Source organism: Actinomadura sp. KC345, from assembly GCF_004348515.1.
Lineage (GTDB): Bacteria > Actinomycetota > Actinomycetes > Streptosporangiales > Streptosporangiaceae > Spirillospora.
In genome coordinates this window covers 1-16823 of the sequence record NZ_SMKH01000160.1, presented here as the reverse complement: position 1 = coordinate 16823, position 16823 = coordinate 1, and the positions used below count along the sequence as shown (strand labels likewise).

At 71.8% G+C, this 16823-nt stretch carries 17 protein-coding genes; 10 read left to right on the top strand and 7 right to left on the bottom strand.

What is annotated here, in order from left to right; translation table 11 throughout:
- Positions 1-130: 130 nt before the first annotated feature.
- A complete protein-coding gene (locus E1281_RS24150; protein WP_131881902.1) occupies positions 131-835 on the bottom strand; it encodes an FCD domain-containing protein in 705 nt (234 codons plus the stop codon).
- 255 nt (positions 836-1090) lie between these two features.
- Between E1281_RS24150 and E1281_RS24145 the strand changes: the two genes are divergently transcribed.
- The 5 genes from E1281_RS24145 (at position 1091) to E1281_RS24125 (ending at position 6300) form a co-directional block, all read left to right on the top strand.
- On the top strand, positions 1091-1933 hold the full coding sequence (locus tag E1281_RS24145) for an ABC transporter permease (RefSeq protein WP_207943456.1): 843 nt from the start codon (positions 1091-1093) through the stop codon (positions 1931-1933).
- The gene (locus tag E1281_RS24140) at positions 1930-2700 is read left to right on the top strand and encodes an ABC transporter permease (RefSeq protein ID WP_131881901.1); all 771 of its coding nucleotides are present in this window, start codon (positions 1930-1932) and stop codon (positions 2698-2700) included. Before E1281_RS24145 ends, E1281_RS24140 begins: the two co-directional genes overlap by 4 nt.
- 97 nt (positions 2701-2797) lie before the next feature.
- Positions 2798-3619 carry an ABC transporter ATP-binding protein gene (locus E1281_RS24135; RefSeq protein ID WP_243717341.1) on the top strand — a complete coding sequence of 274 codons (822 nt, stop codon included), beginning with the start codon at positions 2798-2800 and terminating at the stop codon, positions 3617-3619.
- 117 nt (positions 3620-3736) lie between these two features.
- Complete coding sequence (locus E1281_RS24130) at positions 3737-5299, top strand: AMP-binding protein (protein ID WP_131881899.1); 1563 nt, start codon at positions 3737-3739, stop codon at positions 5297-5299.
- A complete protein-coding gene (locus tag E1281_RS24125) occupies positions 5296-6300 on the top strand; it encodes an LLM class flavin-dependent oxidoreductase (RefSeq protein ID WP_131881897.1) in 1005 nt (334 codons plus the stop codon). The genes E1281_RS24130 and E1281_RS24125 overlap by 4 nt, the downstream gene beginning before the upstream one ends.
- A 57-nt stretch (positions 6301-6357) precedes the next feature.
- Here the strand turns inward: E1281_RS24125 and E1281_RS24120 are convergent, their stop codons facing one another.
- Genes E1281_RS24120 through E1281_RS24105 form a run of 4 tightly spaced genes read right to left on the bottom strand, consistent with a single transcriptional unit; the run spans position 6358 to position 9306 of the window.
- A complete protein-coding gene (locus tag E1281_RS24120) occupies positions 6358-6591 on the bottom strand; it encodes a hypothetical protein (protein ID WP_207943455.1) in 234 nt (77 codons plus the stop codon).
- Positions 6588-7163 carry a 3-phenylpropionate/cinnamic acid dioxygenase subunit beta gene (locus E1281_RS24115; RefSeq protein ID WP_131881895.1) on the bottom strand — a complete coding sequence of 192 codons (576 nt, stop codon included), beginning with the start codon at positions 7161-7163 and terminating at the stop codon, positions 6588-6590. Before E1281_RS24115 ends, E1281_RS24120 begins: the two co-directional genes overlap by 4 nt.
- Positions 7160-8515: an aromatic ring-hydroxylating dioxygenase subunit alpha gene (locus tag E1281_RS24110; RefSeq protein ID WP_131881893.1), complete on the bottom strand. Its 1356-nt coding sequence runs from the start codon at positions 8513-8515 to the stop codon at positions 7160-7162. Before E1281_RS24110 ends, E1281_RS24115 begins: the two co-directional genes overlap by 4 nt.
- 44 nt (positions 8516-8559) lie before the next feature.
- Complete coding sequence (locus E1281_RS24105) at positions 8560-9306, bottom strand: class II aldolase/adducin family protein (RefSeq protein ID WP_131881891.1); 747 nt, start codon at positions 9304-9306, stop codon at positions 8560-8562.
- Positions 9307-9512: 206 nt separating this feature from the next.
- Between E1281_RS24105 and E1281_RS24100 the strand changes: the two genes are divergently transcribed.
- The gene (locus E1281_RS24100) at positions 9513-10142 is read left to right on the top strand and encodes a TetR/AcrR family transcriptional regulator (RefSeq protein WP_131881889.1); all 630 of its coding nucleotides are present in this window, start codon (positions 9513-9515) and stop codon (positions 10140-10142) included.
- Between the two features lie 10 nt (positions 10143-10152).
- Here E1281_RS24100 and E1281_RS24095 read toward each other — a convergent pair whose 3' ends face one another.
- The gene (locus tag E1281_RS24095; protein ID WP_131881887.1) at positions 10153-11109 is read right to left on the bottom strand and encodes an alpha/beta hydrolase family protein; all 957 of its coding nucleotides are present in this window, start codon (positions 11107-11109) and stop codon (positions 10153-10155) included.
- Positions 11106-12578, bottom strand: coding sequence for a class I SAM-dependent methyltransferase (locus E1281_RS24090; RefSeq protein WP_131881885.1), 1473 nt, complete (start codon positions 12576-12578; stop codon positions 11106-11108). Before E1281_RS24090 ends, E1281_RS24095 begins: the two co-directional genes overlap by 4 nt.
- 137 nt (positions 12579-12715) lie before the next feature.
- Between E1281_RS24090 and E1281_RS24085 the strand changes: the two genes are divergently transcribed.
- From E1281_RS24085 to E1281_RS24070, 4 genes are all read left to right on the top strand, one after another.
- Entirely contained in the window at positions 12716-13606 is an 891-nt protein-coding gene (locus E1281_RS24085) for an alpha/beta hydrolase family protein (protein ID WP_131881883.1), read from the top strand.
- A 218-nt stretch (positions 13607-13824) separates the two neighbouring features.
- Entirely contained in the window at positions 13825-14598 is a 774-nt protein-coding gene (locus E1281_RS24080) for an AraC family transcriptional regulator (RefSeq protein WP_131881881.1), read from the top strand.
- Positions 14599-14744: 146 nt separating this feature from the next.
- Positions 14745-15776, top strand: coding sequence for an iron-siderophore ABC transporter substrate-binding protein (locus E1281_RS24075; protein WP_243717339.1), 1032 nt, complete (start codon positions 14745-14747; stop codon positions 15774-15776).
- Positions 15773-16816 (top strand): iron ABC transporter permease, encoded by a 1044-nt coding sequence (locus E1281_RS24070; protein WP_131881879.1) that lies wholly within the window; start codon positions 15773-15775, stop codon positions 16814-16816. Before E1281_RS24075 ends, E1281_RS24070 begins: the two co-directional genes overlap by 4 nt.
- Positions 16817-16823 lie beyond the last annotated feature (7 nt).

Sequence of the window (16823 nt, the reverse complement as noted above, 5' to 3'; positions counted from 1 at the left end):
TGACAGACTGAGTATCCAACGGAGTTCCTGCACTTCAGCGATCTTGGTCGACGCTGTTCTAGCAGGAACTCCGTTGCCGTCTGCGGGCCTTGACAATCCCACCCATCCGCCTAACTACACGGCTTTGGGGCTAGTCGACGACGGTGGCTTGGGGGCTGTGGCGGCGGACGGCGCGGCGGACCCGGGCGGGGTCCTGGGACTCGACCGCGTCGACGAGCGCCACGTGGGCGCGGAAGGTCTTGCTGGCCGTGAACAGCTCATCGGTGCTGACGTGCTCGATCTCGTTCTCGATCATGTCGAGCATGGTGTTGTAGATGACGCGCAGGACCGCGTTGGGGGTGATCGCGGCCAGCCGCCGGTGCACGGCCCAGTTGGCGCGCAGGAACTTGCCGGCGTCGGTGCGCTGCTCGTTCATGTCGTCGAGCAGCTCGCGCAGCTCCGCCAGGTCCGCGTCGGTGCGGTGCGTCGCGGCGTCCATGAGGATGGGCTCCTCCAGGGCGTCGCGCACCGCCAGGCAGTTCGCGCTGGTCACGCCGTCCTCGCGCAGGCCGAGGGTCAGGTGCTTGATGCGCACGTGGCCCGGGGTGCGGAGCGTGAACAGGCCCCCGCCGGGGCCGGGCTTGGCCGACACCACGCCGCGCGTCTCGAGGAGCCGGACCGCCTCGTTGACGGTCCCGACGGCGACGCCGTACTCCTGGCGCAGGTCCTCCTTGGTCCCCAGCCGGCTGCCGTCGGGCAGCGAGGACTCCAGGATCTTGCGCTCGATCTCGCGCGCGATGGCTTCGGCGCGCGACAGCCGCCATTCGGCGCGGCCGGTCTGCTCGGGACGGCTCATCGGTTGCTCCCCACGTACGTCGGTCGTGTTGCGGCAGGTCGGCGAGCGGCCGGCACGGCAGTCGCCATGTCTTGACAGATAATCATCATGCTGAATACCTTCAGTATAAGGCTGGATTGCAATCCTGCGGCGGCCGCCGTGTCATCCGGGCGGTTCGCGGTGTCTCGACGTGCCTTGATGTCCACCAGCCGCGGCCAGGGCCGGTCGTCCCGCCGACGCGGGCGCGACAGTGGCCGCACCCGGAAGGAGCCTCCGTTGACCCGGACTTCGACCATGTCGACGTCGATTATCCCCGGCACCCGATGGCGAGTCCCACGGTCGCCCAAGTTCACCGACGGACTTCTCGGCGTGGCGGGGCTCGCGGCGGTGCTCGCCGTGCTGGAGCTCTCCACGATCTTCGGGCTGCTGCCGGCGGAGACGTTCCCGCGCGTCTCCAGCGACCTGCGCGAACTCGCCGGGATGGCGGGCGGCTCCGAGCTGTGGACCGCCGTCGGCCACACCCTGCGGGGCTGGGCGATCAGCTTCGGGCTCGCCGTGGTGATCGCGGTCCTGCTCGGCATGGCGATCGGGTCGAGCACCGTCCTGCACGCCGCCACCACCGCGGTCATCGAGTTCCTGCGCCCGATCCCCTCGGTCGCGCTGATCCCGCTGGTCGTCCTCGTCCTCGGCACCGGCCTCCAGGGCAAGGTCTTCCTCGCCGCGTTCGCCGCGAGCTGGCCCGTCCTCATCGCCACCATCTACGGCATGCGCGACATCGAGCCGGTCGCACTCGACACCGCGCGCTCGTTCCGGGCGCGCCCGCGCGACCGGCTGCTGTCGGTCGTGCTGCCCAGCGCGGTGCCCTACATCGCCACCGGGCTGCGCGTGGCGTCGACCACCGCGCTGATCCTCTGCGTCACCGCCGAGCTGGTGATCGGGGCGCCCGGCCTCGGCCAGTCGATCGCCGTGGCGCAGGCCGGCGGGCAGTACGAGCTCATGTACGCGCTCATCATCGCGACCGGGCTGCTCGGCGTCCTGCTCAACCTGGTGTTCGTCGCGATCGAGAGACGCCTGCTGCGGTGGCATCCGTCGCAGCGGGCCCGGGAGGCGGTCCAGTGAACCGGCGCGCGGTGCTCCTCGTCATCCAGATCGCGGCGCCCCTCCTCGTCCTGCTCGGCTGGGGGCTGTGGTCGGCCGGCAGCACCAACATCTTCTACCCGCCGCTGACGCGGATCCTCTCGGTCTTCCAGGACACGTGGCTCTTCGAGCGGGTCGGCTCGGACGTCGTCCCCAGCCTGGTCAACATGTTCGCCGGATTCGCGCTGGCGATCGTCGTCGGCGTGCCGCTCGGCGTCCTCGTCGGGCTCGTCCGGCCGCTGCGGACGGCGCTGGCGCCGGTCATCGAGTTCCTCCGCGCGATCCCGCCGCCGGCGCTGATCCCGTTCGGCATCGTCGTGCTGGGAGTCGGCACGGGCATGAAGGTGTTCATCATCCTGATGGTCGGCCTGTTCCCCATCCTGATGCACACGGTCGACGGCGTGCGCGGCGTGGACCCCGGGCTGCTCGACAGCGCGCGGGCCTACCGCGTCCCCTGGCATGACCGGCTGCTGCGCGTCGTCCTCCCGGCCGCCGCACCGCAGATCTTCGCCGGGACGCGCGTCGCGCTGTCGCTCTCGCTGATCCTCATGGTGATCAGCGAGATGGTGGCCAGCACCCGCGGTATCGGCTACTTCATTCTTGAGGCCCAGCGCACGTTCGCGATCCCTGAAATGTGGTCGGGGATGGTCCTGCTCGGGATCCTCGGCTACCTGCTCAACCTCGCCTTCGGCGCCATCGAGCGCCGCGCGCTGCGCTGGCACCGCGGAGCACGAAAGGGAGCGTCCTGATGGCGCGCCTTCTGAGGGCGAGCGTTCTGATGACCGATCGAGTACCGGTGCTCCAGGCCGACGGCCTCGGCGGGGTACACGGCGAAGGAGCGTCCTGATGACCAGCGTCCCCACGTCCGGTGAAGCGCCGATGCTCGAAGTCGACGGCATCGGCAAGGTGTACGGCGGCGGCGGCCAGGCGGTGCACGCGATCGACGAGATCAGCTTCACCGTCGCGCGCAGCGAGTTCCTGTGCGTGGTCGGCCCCTCCGGCTGCGGCAAGACCACGCTGCTGCGCTGCCTCTCCGGGCTGATGCCCGCCACGCGCGGCCGCGTGCGCGTGGACGGCCGGCAGGTCGACCGCACCCCGGAGGACATGGCGATCGTCTTCCAGGACTACAGCAGGTCGCTCTTCCCCTGGATGTCCGTGGAGCAGAACGTCGCCTTCCCCCTGCGCCGCAAGAAGCTGGACAAGAAGAAGCACCGGAGCCTGATCGACGACTCGCTGAAGGCGGTCGGCCTCGCCGACGCCAGCAAGCGGTACCCGTGGCAGCTCTCGGGCGGCATGCAGCAGCGGGTGGCGATCGCCCGCGCCCTCGCGTACGAACCCCAGATCCTGCTCATGGACGAGCCCTTCGCCTCCCTGGACGCGCAGACCCGCGCGGACCTGGAGGACCTGACCCTCAGGCTCCGCCACGACTACGGCGTGACCGTCGTCTTCGTGACCCACGACATCGACGAGGCGGTCTACCTGGCCGACCGCGTGATCGCGCTGACGCCGCGTCCCACCCGCGTGCGGGGGCTCATCGAGATCGACCTGCCGCGCCCCCGCGACCAGCTCACCACGAAGGAGCTCCCCGAGTTCGCCCACCTGCGCGGCCACGTCTACCGGGAGGTGCGCCAACTGGACGATCACCCCGTCGACACTCCCGCACCGTAGGAGTCCGGCTTGCCGGGCGGCCGGATGGGCGCGCCGGGTGCTGGTAATTCCGGTTGAGGGTCTGTTCTACAGAAATCTTCTCTGCCAACATTGGCCGGACGGGAGAGGGGAGCACCGGTGCAGAGCTGGATCCATGTGATCGACTGGCGGGCGACCGTCAGGCCCGACGCGCCCGCCCTCATCGACGACCGGGGCTCCCGGTACACCTACCGGGAGCTGTGGGACGCGCTGGAGCTGCGGGCGGGCGGCTGGTCCGAGCTGGGCGTCGGCGCGGGCGACGTCGTCGCCGTGATGGCCAAGAACAGCGCCGACTTCCTCGTCCACGCGCTGGCGCTGATGCGGGTGGGGGCCGTCCCGGCGTTCATCAACTGGCGCATGTCGCCGTCCGAGCTCACCGGGCTGTTCGAGCTGCTGGAGCCGGTGGCGGTGGCGGCCGACGCCGAGTTCGTCCCGTCCGTCGAGAAGGCCGGGGGAGTGCCGGGCGCCACGGTGGTCATCGGTGGCGGGGACGTGCCGGACGGCTGGACCGGCGGGGGCGCGCTGTCGGCTCCTCCTCCGCCGAGGCCGCCGCTCACCGGCGAGGAGGTGATGGCCCTCCTGCACACCAGCGGGACCACCGGCCGCCCCAAGGGCATCCCGCTGCGCCACAACGCGCTGGTGCAGGCGCTGTCGGCGTTCGCGCTGGAAATCGGCGACCAGGTCGCCGGGTCCCGGCATCTGCAGATCATGCCGCTGTTCCATCTGGCCGGCTTCGGGCAGGCTTTGCAGACGTTCCTGACCGCGGGCACCCTGTACGTCCACACGGTCTTCGAGCCGCCCGCCGTGGTCGACGCGATCGAACGCGACCGGATCGAGTTCTTCACCGCCGGGCCGTCGCTCATCGACATGCTCGTGGCGGAGGTCCGGCGCCGGGAGACCGCCCCCGAGCTCGGCTCGATCCGCGAGATCGCCTACGGGTCGGCGCCGATCACCCCGTCCTCGCTGGAGGCGGCGCTGGAGGTGCTCGGCTGCCGGTTCCGGCAGATCTACGGCAACAGCGAGTGCCAGAGCATGGTCAGCCTGCTCGCGCCGGAGGACCACCGGCCCGACCACCCGCATCTGGGCAGCGCCGGCCGGATCGTCTACGGCTGGGAGGTGCGCGTCGTCGACGCGGCGGGCGCGGAGGTGCCCGCCGGGACTCCCGGGGAGCTGCTGATCCGGGGCGAGACGCTCCTGCGCGGCTACTGGCGCGACCCCGAGGCGACACGGGAGGCCTTCACCGCCGACGGGTACTACCGCACCGGCGACGTCGTCAGGCTGACCCCGGATCGCTATCTCTACGTGCTGGATCGCGCCAAAGACATGATCATCAGCGGCGGGGAGAACGTCTACCCGGCCGAGGTCGAGGCCGCTCTGTCGGGCCATCCGGGCGTCCGCGAGGCCGCCGTCATCGGCGTCCCGCACCCGCGCTGGGGCGAGGCCGTGCACGCGCTGATCGTCCCCGAGCCCGGGGCGGCGGTCGGCCCGGACGAGATCGTCGCTTGGTGCCGGGACCGGCTGGCGGGCTTCAAGTGCCCCAAGACGGTGCGGTTCACCGACGATCTTCCCCGGACGACGACCGGCAAGGTCCTCAAACGCGAACTGCGCCGCAGGCACGCGGACGCGGCAGGACGAAAGACCCTTGAGGAGCCCGCGCGATGACCCGGATCGGACTCTCCATCGCCTCGCACAGCGGCCTGCCTCCCGAGCGGATCGCGGCGGTCGCCGCCGACGCCGAGCGGGCGGGCTTCGGCGGCGTCTTCATCGCCGAGGGGCACGGCGACGCCCTGGGCCTGTGCCACCCCGTCGTCGCGGCGACGTCCCGGGCCGGTGTCGGCACGGCGATCACCAACGCCGCGCTGCGGCCGCCGGTGCTCACCGCGAAGACGGCCGTTGACCTCGACGAGGCGTCCGGCGGGCGGTTCCGGCTCGGCCTCGGCACCGCCAACGCGGTGATGAACGGGCGGGCCGGCCTGCCGCCCCACCCGCCCCTCACGATGATCGAGGAGTACGTGTCGGTGGTCCGGGCCGTCCTGGCGGGCGACCCCGCGGGGTTCACCGGCACGATCTTCCAGGTCGGCCAGGTGCCCCTGGACAGGCCGCCGCTGCGCCCCGACCTGCCCGTCCACCTCGGCGCGCTGGGCCCGCGGATGCAGGCCCTGGCCGGGCGGATCGCCGACGGCGTCATCCTCAACCTGATGTCCCCCGGGCAGGCCGCCGAGGCGGTGACGACGGTGCGCGCCGCGGCGAGGGACGCCGGCCGCGACCCCGCGGCGATCGAGATCACCTGCGTGGTCCACTACTGCCCGTCCGATGACCCGGGGACGGGCGCCGAGGCCGCCCGCCAGGTCGTGCCGCGTTACGTCCTGCATCCCGCCGTCGGACGCCTGTTCGGCGCGGAGCACGAGGAGGGCCTGGCCGCGGCCCGGGAACGGGCGATGACCGGGGACCGCGCCGGCGCCGCCGCACACGTCCCGCAGCCGGTGGCGGACGCGTTCGTCGCCCACGGCACCGCCGCCGACTGCGCGGCGCGCGTCCAGGAGTACCGGGACGCCGGTGTCGACCTCCCCGTGGTGTTCCCGATGCCCGTCCAGGGCCGCTGGGACTACGACACCGTCATCCGGACACTGGGCCCCGCCGCTTCCGGCCGAGCCTCCGCGTGAGGAATCCGAGGTTGAGCGCGGACAGGCCGCGCAGGTCCGTGTCCAGCGTCCGGCCCCTCAGTCCTCCTCCGGCCCGTACGGCGTGGAGAGCAGCCGGCTGAACAGCTCCGGGGTCTGCCAGGTCAGGCACTCCAGCTCCACCGGGCACAGCAGGATCTCCCGCCCGGACCTGGCGTCCCTGATCCGCAGCCGGCTGCCGTTCCCGGTGCGCACCAGGGCGACGTGGACCTCGGCGAACTCGTTGCCGATCACGAACGCCGGGTCCTCGCCGTCCGTGCCCGCCCCCGTCACAGGAATATCCCGAGGTTCTGCATGCGCAGGACCGACTCGTCGACCTCGATGACCCGGTGGGCGAGCTTCAGCCCGCCGTCCTCCCGGCGCAGCGTGTCGGTCCGGCCGGCCGGCAGGAACCGGCCCTCGCGCACGTCGCCGCGGCTGCGGAACACCAGCACGTAGGACTCCACGCGCAGCTCGCCGGACGCGTCGCCGGCGAAGGTCCGCACGTTGGTCACGAAGTGCCGCAGCCGCGACGGCGGGTCCTCGGTCCAGGCGTGCTCGGTCTCGAACCGGGCGACGCGCTTGCGGAGCGAGAACAGGTCCTCGTCGAAATGGCTCATTCCGGCGAGGGTGTCGAACCCGGCGCTCCGGGCCGTCGTCACGCGCACCGGCATGATGTAGCGGACGTCGTCGGTCATCCGCTCCAGCCACTGCGCGTACCGCCGCCGGTCGAGCAGGGACGCCTCCTCCGTGAGCCACTGCGCCGCGTGCTGATGCGCCTCGTCGGTGTACGGGAGCGGGTCGGTGTACGGGAGCGGGTCTGTGTAGGGGAGCGGGTCGTTGTGGGGGAGCGGCACGCCGGTCATCGCATCTCGCCCCCTCCGGCCGCGGCCGGTTCGCGTTCGAGGTGATCGGCCCAGATCGACAGCCATTGCCGCTGGTTGTGCTCGCCGAAGCCGACATAGGCCGTTCCCGGTCCGGAGAAGGACGCCGGTCTCCGCGAGACGACCTCCCCGTCCAGGGCCAGGCCCATCCTGCTGTTCAGCCGCAGCCGGCGGGCCATGGCGCCCGCGGCGGTGGAAGTGATCGACACCCAGTTCTCCACGTCGTCCTGCTCGAACATGCCCGACGAGCCGAAGCACATCAGGTACGCCTTGTAGGACTCCTCCTTGAAGTGCGCGGGGGCGTTCGCGTCCACCGCGAACCACGACAGCACCTCGGTCTCGGACTCGCTGACCGGCTGCCACTGGCGCAGCGAGATGAACGGGCGGACCAGGCCGTCCTCGTTCACCCGCGGCCAGTTGTGCACGAAGCTCAGGTTGGGGAAGACCGAGGCCGCGGAGAACATGAACCCGTCGGTCCCGATCAGCTCCCGGTGCCGGCCGGTCCAGCGGGACGCCGCCGCCGCGATCATCTCGTCCGGGTAGCCGACGTACCGCATCCCGCCCTCGAAGCCGAGGCCCGGGGCCAGCTTGTAGGTGGTGCCGCCGCCCGCCCCGGCGAAGTACAGCGCGCCCTCCTTGCGCTTGTTCGCCTTCGGCTCGCCGAACAGGCCGACCTCGACGACGCTGGAGTGGGTGTGCGGGGTGTGGTAGCTGTCGCCCGCGAAGTTCTCCGCGCCGATCTTCCAGTTGGCCTTCACCCGCCACCGCTGCGGCCCGCGCAGCTCGATCCCCGCCGGGCTCTGGTCGGCGTAGAGGTCCAGGTAGAAGGCGAACTCGCCCAGGTGCTCGCGCAGCGGCGGCGCGGCGGGGTCCAGGCTGGCGAACACCAGCCCGCGGTAGGTGTCCACCGAGGGGGCGGGCAGCAGGGTCTTCCCCTTCTTCGGGAAGCCCCTCTCCCCGCCGTAGGCGTGCTCGTGGAACGGCAGGCCGATCAGGCTCCCGTCGTTCCTGTAGGACCAGCCGTGGTACGGGCACCGGAAGTGGGAGGTGTTTCCGACCTCCGCGCGGCACACCTGCATCCCGCGGTGCAGGCACATGTTGAACAGCACGCGCACCGTGCCCGCCTCGTCCCGCGCGACGATGAACGAGTCGTCGACGATCCGGCGGACCACGTAGTCGCCGGGGTCGGGGATCTCGGACTCGTGCGCCAGGAAGACCCACGACCGGGTGAAGATCCGGTCCCGCTCCAGCGCGAAGACGCCGGCGTCGTTGTACACGTACGCGGGGATCATGCCGTCGCGCACCTCGGCCGCCAGCGCCGGGACGTCGACCATGGCCGCCACCTGCCTTCCGTCGTGTCATCCGGGGTCAGGGCTTCTCACGCGTGGTCGAGCCCCTCGTGGCGGAGCAGGGCCACGTGGTGCTCCCACAGCAGCGCGTCGTTGAACGCCGAGCCGAGGTCCGGCAGTTCGGCGAGGTCCTCCGGAGGGATCGGGCCGGGCCGCCCGCCGGACCGCGCGACCTCCAGCGACAGCCGGGCGAGCTCGTCCACGCCGAGGGCGCGGGCGACCGCCTGCGGGACGTTCTCCCCGATCGCCGTGAGCCCGTGGCCGCGCAGCACGCAGACGGGACGGGACCCCATCGCCGCCAGCATCTCCGCGGCGAGGTCCCTCCGGCGGATCAGCACCGACCGGGGATAGACGGGGACGCCGTCCGCGGCCATCCGCGCCGCCGGGATGTTGAACGCCCCGACGACCGGCCGGAGTCCGACACCCGCCAGGTCGGCCGCGACGACCGCCGGCGGATGCGCGTGCACCACGGCGCCGGCATCGGGCCGCGCCCGCAGCGTCTCGGCGTGCAGCGGGAGCTCGTTGGGCGGCGCGTACTTGTCCGGGACGCCCTCGCCGGGCTCGGCTTCGCCGTCGAACCTGAGCAGCCGGACGTCCCGCGGCGTGGTGAACAGCAGCCCCTGCTCCTGCGGTCCGCGGCAGCGCACCAGGAAGCGGTCCGCGTCGACCCTGACGCTGACATGCCCGAGGATCCCGCTGACCAGCCCCTGACGGGCCAGGATCCGGCAGGCGGTCGCCACCTGAGCGCGCATCCCGGCGATCTGATCGGCTGCCATCACTCGTCTTCCCTGGAGGCCGGTATTCGGTGGAGCCAGCATTCTGTAAGCCAGAATAGCTATCTGCATGCTAGCGACGGCGATCGGACTTGGGAAGGTCCGGGATCTCCGGGGAGCAGCCCGGCGGCCCGGCCTGGGCCGCCCGGAAACCCGTCGCCGTCCCGCCGATAAAGTGGACGGTCCGACAAGTCTCCGCGAGGGGCCGCATGGCGAGGTCGATCGAGGATCCACAGAACGCGCGGAGCCGCCGGACGCGGGAGGCGGTGCTGGCCGCCACCCGGGACATCCTGGAGAGCGACGGGTTCGAGGCGCTGACCATGGCCGCGGTCGCCTCCCGGGCCGGGATCTCACGCCAGGCCGTCTACCTGCACTTCCGGACCCGTACCGAGCTGGTGACCGCCCTGTTCGGCTACATGGCCGAGAGGGAGGGCCTGTCCGAGTCGCTCGGCTCCGTGCGGGACGCCCCCGACGCCGTCACCGCGCTGCGGGAGTGGGCCCGGCACCTGGCCGGATACCATCCGCGGCTGATGGCGGTCGACCGCGCGATCGACCGCGTCCGCCACGCCGACGCCGACGCCGCCCGCTACCGGGAGACCATCGACGCCCGGCAGATGGCGAACTGCCGGATGCTGGCGGAGCGCCTGGCCGGCGAGGCACGGCTGGCCGACCCGTGGACCGTCGACACGGCCGCCGACATGCTGTGGTCCCTGGTCGCCACGGACCTGTTCGAACGGCTGCGGGCCCGCGACTGGACGACCGCCGCCGCCACCGAGCACCTCCGGGTGATGTTCGAAAGGACCTTCGTGCGGCCGGAGAACCCCGGCCGCACGCGGTAGGTCCCGCCGGTCAGGCGGCGGCGCGTTCCGCGTCGATCGCGCGCATCATCAGGGGCCAGGCCGCCTTCATCTCGGGGATCCATTCGGGCCAGGCGTGCCAGCCGTTGCCGTAGATGTGCGACGTGACCGGGATGTTCAGCTCGTTCAGCCGGTTCACGAACGAGTGGTTCATCTGCCCGATGAGGATCTCGCTGAGCTGCGTGAGCCGCCACTGCGCGCCCTCGGGGGTGTACGGGCCGTTCAGGCCGGTGGTCCCGCTGGAGACGTACAGGCCGACGCCGCGCAGCTTCTCGGCCAGGACGTACGGGTCGTGGGCCCGCCAGTTCGCGTCGTCGCGGCCGGGCACGCCGAAGATGCGGAAGGCGTCCATGCCCGTGCCGATCAGGTTCACCATGAACAGGAACGCCTGCATCCCGTCCTTGGTCAGGTGGGTGGAGCCGCTGAAGGACGCCGCGTACCGGAACATCCCGGGGTGCCTCGCGGCGTAGGAGATCGCGCCCTGCCCGCCCGAGGAGGCGCCCATCACCGCCCTTCGGGTTCCCGCGCGGTACCGGGACATCAGCTTCATCAGCTCATCGGTGTGGAAGGTCTCCCAGCGTGGGACGCCGCCCTTCCCGTCGTTCCACCAGTCGGTGTAGCTGCCGTAGTCCCCGCCGGAGGGCATGACGACCATGACGTCCCAGCGCGCGGCGATCTCCTCGATGGGGGTCTCGCGGGTGAAGGAGGTGTAGTCGTCGCGTCCGCCCTGGAACGCGTAGACGACCGGCCAGGTCCGCTTCGCGTCGCGGCTCCAGCCCTCGGGCAGCAGCAGGCGGGCGCTCACCTCCTCGGCGACGTTCGGCGACGTCCAGGTCAGGTCGAGGGTGTGCTCGTCGAGCCACGTCTCGGTGACCTCCGACGCGGAGGCGGGCGCGGGTACGGAGACGAGCGCGAACAGCAGCGCGAGGGTCGGCAGGAAATGTCTCATCCCAGGTTCTTTCTGGCCAGGACCCGGTAGGCGTTGCTGCTCCGCCGGGCGATGGGGGTGGTCAGCAGGTCCAGCAGCACGGCCGTTCCCATGAGGGGCCCGGCCAGGATGATCGTCGCGATCGTGCCGATGTACTCCCGGCGTCCGGGAGGACGCGGCCACCAGGGCCGGTCGACGTCGAGGCCGAGCCGGTTGACGACGGCCGCGACGGACGCCACGAAGTCCGGTCCCTGGTCGGCCTCCCTGCGCTCTTCGGCGAGGATCTCCAGGCCGCGCTGCTCCAGCGCCTCGCGGAGGTTGCCGATGGGGATCATGTGCAGGTGCTGCGGCGCGAGCCAGGGCACCCAGAAGCCGCGCAGGACCCGGCCGAACCAGGACTCGGGGTCGGGCAGTTCGATCAGGAGGTGGCCCCCGGACGGCAGCACCTTGACCACGGTGTCGAGTTCGCCGAGCGGGTCGGCGGTGTGCTCCAGGTAGTGGTGCATGCTGATCACGTCGTACCGTCCGGCGAGGTCGGCGGCCAGAGCCGTGAACTCGCCGCGGTAGGCGCGGTCGATCCAGCCGCGCTGCGCGCCCTCCTCGACCGCCGCGCCGATGTCGAGGCCGTCGAAGCGCGTGCCGGGCAGGACGCCGCGCGCGACACGGCAGAAGTGCCCCTTGCCCGTGCCGATGTCGAGCCAGGTCTCCGGCGAGGTCGCGCGGGCCGCCATGGCGGCGCGGGCCAGGTACCAGGACGTGTTGGACGACAGGATCCGCTCGGCCAGGACGTCGCCGAGGCCGTCGTAGACGTCCTTGTAGTAGAAGGCCAGAGCGGGAAGCGCGCAGTACAGCAGCGCGAGCGCGAGGCCCGCCGCCGGCGCGAGCGCGACGGCCCCGGCCACGAGGAGGTACCCGCCGGCCGCGGCGAACAGGGTCTGCGGCATGGCGAGGGTCTGCGGGATCACCAGCGCCAGTGAGCGCATCCGCGAGCGCCGGAAGGCAGCCTGGTCGCGGGCGCCGAAGGGGGCGACCACGATGTCGGCCGTGCCGGTGTGGAGCCGCAGCCGCGCGGTGGCCGCGCCGAGTTCGTCGGGGCCGAGGCCGGTGACGGCGGTGATGCCGGCGCGGGCGGCGGCGGTGCGCGAGGCGAGCACCGCGTGGCAGGCTCCCCGGCCCATGCCGTAGATGTCCTCGCGGTAGGCGTCGAAGTCCAGGTGGCGGGCCAGATCGAGGGCCGCGTCGACGTGCAGGTCCCGGGGCATCAGGTCGAGCATGCCGAGGCCGTTGCCGCGGGCGTGGCGCTCGGCGGCGAGCAGGACGCCGGGCGGGATCTCGACCCCGTCCGCGGTGAGCAGGACGTACTCGCCCTCGCCCGCCGGGGCGCCCCCGGACGCGGGCGGCAGCGGGTGGAGGCCGCGCAGGCGGGCCCTCAGGCGCAGCGCGTTGGCCGTCATGCACAGCGCGATGAAGGCGACCAGGCAGACGACCATTTCGCGACCTCCCTTTGGCGTTTCCGCGGCACGACTGAAGTCGAGTCCAAAAGAGCGTAGAAAAGTAAGTGATCAGCGAACGCGAATCTCCGTCCGCTCAGTGTCGCGGCCGTTCGCGGTGGTCATAGGTTCCATTCATGGCGATCAAAGTCCTCGACGAGGAGAAGCCGGGCGACCGGCTCAGAAGACTGGTGGTGCAGGCCGATTCCCTCGGCCCGGAGGAATGGTCGATCCAGGTGCTTCTTCCGCACGGCTGGTCCGAGCACGGCGGCGGGACATGGCCGCTGCTGACGCTCCATCACGGCGGTCTCGACGACTCCGCGTCGTGGACGCGCCACACCGACGTCGAGCACCTCAGCCGGGACGACGGCGTCCTCGTCGCCATGCCGGACGGCGGCCGTTTCGGCGGGTACGCCGACTGGCGCAGCGGCCCGCGGTGGCAGACCTTCCACGTCCACGACCTCCACGCGCTCATGCGGGAGCGCTACCGCGCCTCGGCGGTGCGCGCGGTCGCCGGGGTCTCCGGCGGCGGGTACGGGGCGCTGCTGAGCGCGGCGGCCCATCCCGGCATGTTCCGTTTCGCGGCCTCGCTGAGCGGGCCGTGCACGATCCGTTCGCCGCTGGCCGCGACCACCCTGCTGGCGGCCACCGGCATCGCCGGACGCGTCAACCCGTTCCGGATGTGGGGCGTGCCCGTGGTCGGCGACCGGCACTGGCGGGCCGCCGACCCGCTGTACCTGGCGGCCGGCCTGCGCGGTACGGGCGTGTTCGTGTCGTGCGGGCTGACCGGACGTCCCGGCGCGCTCGACCCGCCGGGGCCCTGGAGCGCGGCGAACCTCGCCGAGCCCGTCGTCCGGTCCACCGTCCGGCCGTTCCTGCGGAGGCTGCGCGCCCTGGGAATCCCGGCGACGGCCCACCTGTACCGGAACGGCACGCACAGCTGGCCCTATTGGGAGCGGGAACTTCATCGGATCTGGCCCCGGCTCATCGCGTCGGTCGGCGCTCGGTCACGGCGGAGCATTCGGTGACGGAGGACAAGTACGGCGGCAAGGGTTCCTCCCGCGAAGTAATGGTGCACCAGAGTGTGTGTTATGCGGTGATGCGCACATAGTGGCGCGACCACGAAGTGGGGACCCGGTTTTCGCAGCCGGTTGAGTGCTCCGCCCCCTCAAGGCGAGACGCCGCCCGAATGTAAGGTGACCCGGAGCGGGAGGTCCGCGGCGGCGGTGTCAGGGTGGGAACGCGCATGACCAGGGAGACTCGGAGGCTGCCCGCTCTCGCGGCGGGGCCGGTCGAGATGCCGTTCGCGATCATGGGCTGGAGCGAGGTCTTCGCCCGCGACATCGACTGGAACGAGCATTCCCACCCCTTCCACGAACTGCTGTGGAACGAGCGGGGCGCGTCCACGGCTGTTGTGGGCAGGCGCGTCTGGACGGTCACCCCGACCACCGGCCTGTGGATGCCCGCGGGGACGCTGCATTCCGGCTCGGCCTCCGCCGGCACCTGGTGCCGCGCCGGCTTCTTCGGCTTCGGCGCCGTCTCCCCGATATCCCCTGACCCCGTCGGCGTCGAGATCACCCCGCTGCTCCGGCTGCTGCTGGAGCGGCTCGCCGAGCCGGAGCTGCCGCCGGACTCGCGGACGGTGACCGAGGCGATGGTGCTCGACGTGCTCGCCCCGTCCTCGCGCGAACTGCTCCTGCACATGCCCGCCTCCGAGCTGCTGCGCCCGATCGCCGACGCGGTACGCGCCGATCCGGGGGACCAGCGGACGCTGGCGGACTGGGCGTCCCACCTCGGTGTGAGCGCCCGCACGATCACCCGCGCCTTCAACGCGGAGACGGGCACCAGCTTCGCGCGGTGGGTCGCGGCGGTGCGGGCCCAGCACGCGGTGGCGCTGCTGGGCCGCGGCTGGGAGATCGACGCCGTGGCCGAGCAGGTCGGTTACCGGTCGGCCAGCGCGTTCGGTGCGGCCTTCCGGCGGACGACCGGGCTGACCCCGGGGGCGTTCCGGGCGCGCTGAGCCGGCCCCCCGCCCGTGGCTTCCGTGTCCCGATCTCGATAACGGATGTCCCAAAAGGTTGATTGCGACAATCCGCCCATTCGATCTACAGTGCCCAACCAAGGCAAGCCTTACCTAACCGGCTTGCGGTGTCTGGGGAGTACGGATTGAAACGTCCACACAGCCTTCGCATCCTCGCCGTGGTGGCGGTCCTGCTGGGCGGCATCGTGGCCTGCGGCGACTCGTCGGAGACCGAAGCGGCGGGCGCGGGCGGCGGCGGTGCCGCCTTCCCCGTCACGATCAAGCACGCGCTGGGGACGACCACCATCCCGGAGAAGCCGAAGCGGGTGGCCACGGTCAACTGGGCCAACCACGAGGTGCCGCTGGCCCTCGGCGTCGTCCCGGTCGGCATGGCGGCGGCGGACTTCGGTGACGACAACGGCGACGGCGTCCTGCCCTGGGTCGAGGAGCGCCTGAAGGAGCTCGGCGCCGAGACGCCCGTCCTGTTCGACGAGAACGACGGCATCGACTTCGAGGCCGTCGCCGACACCAGGCCGGACGTGATCCTGGCCGCCTACTCGGGCCTGACGAAGCAGGACTACGACACCCTCAGCGAGATCGCTCCCGTGGTGGCGTTCCCGAAGGCCGCGTGGGCGACCCCGTGGCGCGAGAGCATCCGGATGAACAGCAAGGCCATCGGCCTCGCCGCCGAGGGCGACCGGCTCATCGCCCGGATCGAGAACGACGTCAAGGCCGTCGTCGCGAAGTATCCGCAGCTCAAGGGCAGGTCGACGATGTTCATGACGCACGTCGACCCCAACGACGTGAGCCAGATCGGCTTCTACACCACGCACGACACCCGCACGCTGTTCTTCGAGGACCTCGGGCTGACGATCCCGGGCAGCGTCGCAGAGGCGTCCAAGGGCACGGACAAGTTCGTGCTGACCCGCAGCGCCGAGCAGATCGACCTGTTCGACGACGTCGACATCATCACCGGCTACGGCAGCGACGAACTGCTCGGCAAGATCCGCAAGGATCCGCTGCTGTCGAAGATCCCCGCCGTCGAGAACGGCGCGATCTGGCTGCTGCCCGAGACCGAGCCGCTCGGCACGGCCGCCAACCCGACGCCCCTGTCGATCTCGTGGGTGCTGGAGGACTACGTCAAGGCACTGGCCGAGGCCGCGGACAAGGCCAAGTGACGGCTGCCGTCAGCGAACGCGCGCCGGACGCCGCCCTCGTGCGGCGTCCGGCGCGCGTCCGGGTCCTGTGGCTGCTCGCCACCGCCGCCGTGCTCGCCGCGGCCATGGTGGCCTCCGTCGTCCTGGGCTCCCGCGACGTCGCCTGGTCCGACGTCTGGGCCGCCCTCGGCGGCGCCGACGGCACCCTCGAACAGGCGGCGGTCGCCAAGCGGATACCGCGCACCCTGCTCGCGGTGGTCATCGGCGCCGCCCTCGGCGTCTCCGGCTGCGCCATGCAGGGCGTGACCCGCAACCCCCTGGCCGACCCGGGCATCCTCGGCATCAACATGGGCGCATCGCTGGCCGTCGTCACCGCCGTCGCGTTCTTCGGGCTCGTGTCGCCGACCGGGTACGTCTGGGTCGCGATGGCGGGCGCCGCCGTGTCGGCCGTGTTCGTGTACGCCGTCGGGTCCCTCGGACGCGGCGGCGCCACCCCGCTCAAGCTCGCCCTCGCCGGAGCCGCCACGTCGGCCGCCTTCACGTCCCTGGTCAGCGGTGTCGTCCTGCCGCGCAACGACATCGCCGGGGGCTTCCGGCTCTGGCAGATCGGCGGGGTCGGCGGCGCGTCCTACGAGCGCATCGGGCACGTCCTGCCGTTCCTCGCCGTCGGCTTCGCCCTGTGCCTGCTGTCCGCGCGGGCGCTGAACTCGCTCGCCCTCGGCGACGAGATCGCGGCCGGGCTCGGCGAGCGCGTCGCCGTCATCCGCACCGTCGCCGCGCTCGGCTCGGTGGTGCTGTGCGGCGCGGCGACGGCCGTCACCGGGCCGATCGGCTTCGTCGGGCTCGTCGTCCCGCACGCCTGCCGGATGCTCGCCGGCGTGGACCACCGCTGGCTCCTGCCGTTCTGCGCCCTGGCCGGCGGCGCGCTGCTCACCGGCGCCGACGTCGTCGGCCGCGTGGTGGCGAGTCCGTCGGACGTCGAGGTCGGCATCGTGACGGCGCTGATCGGCGCCCCGTTCTTCATCCACATCGTCCGCCGGTACAAGGTGCGTGAGCTGTGAGCGCCCC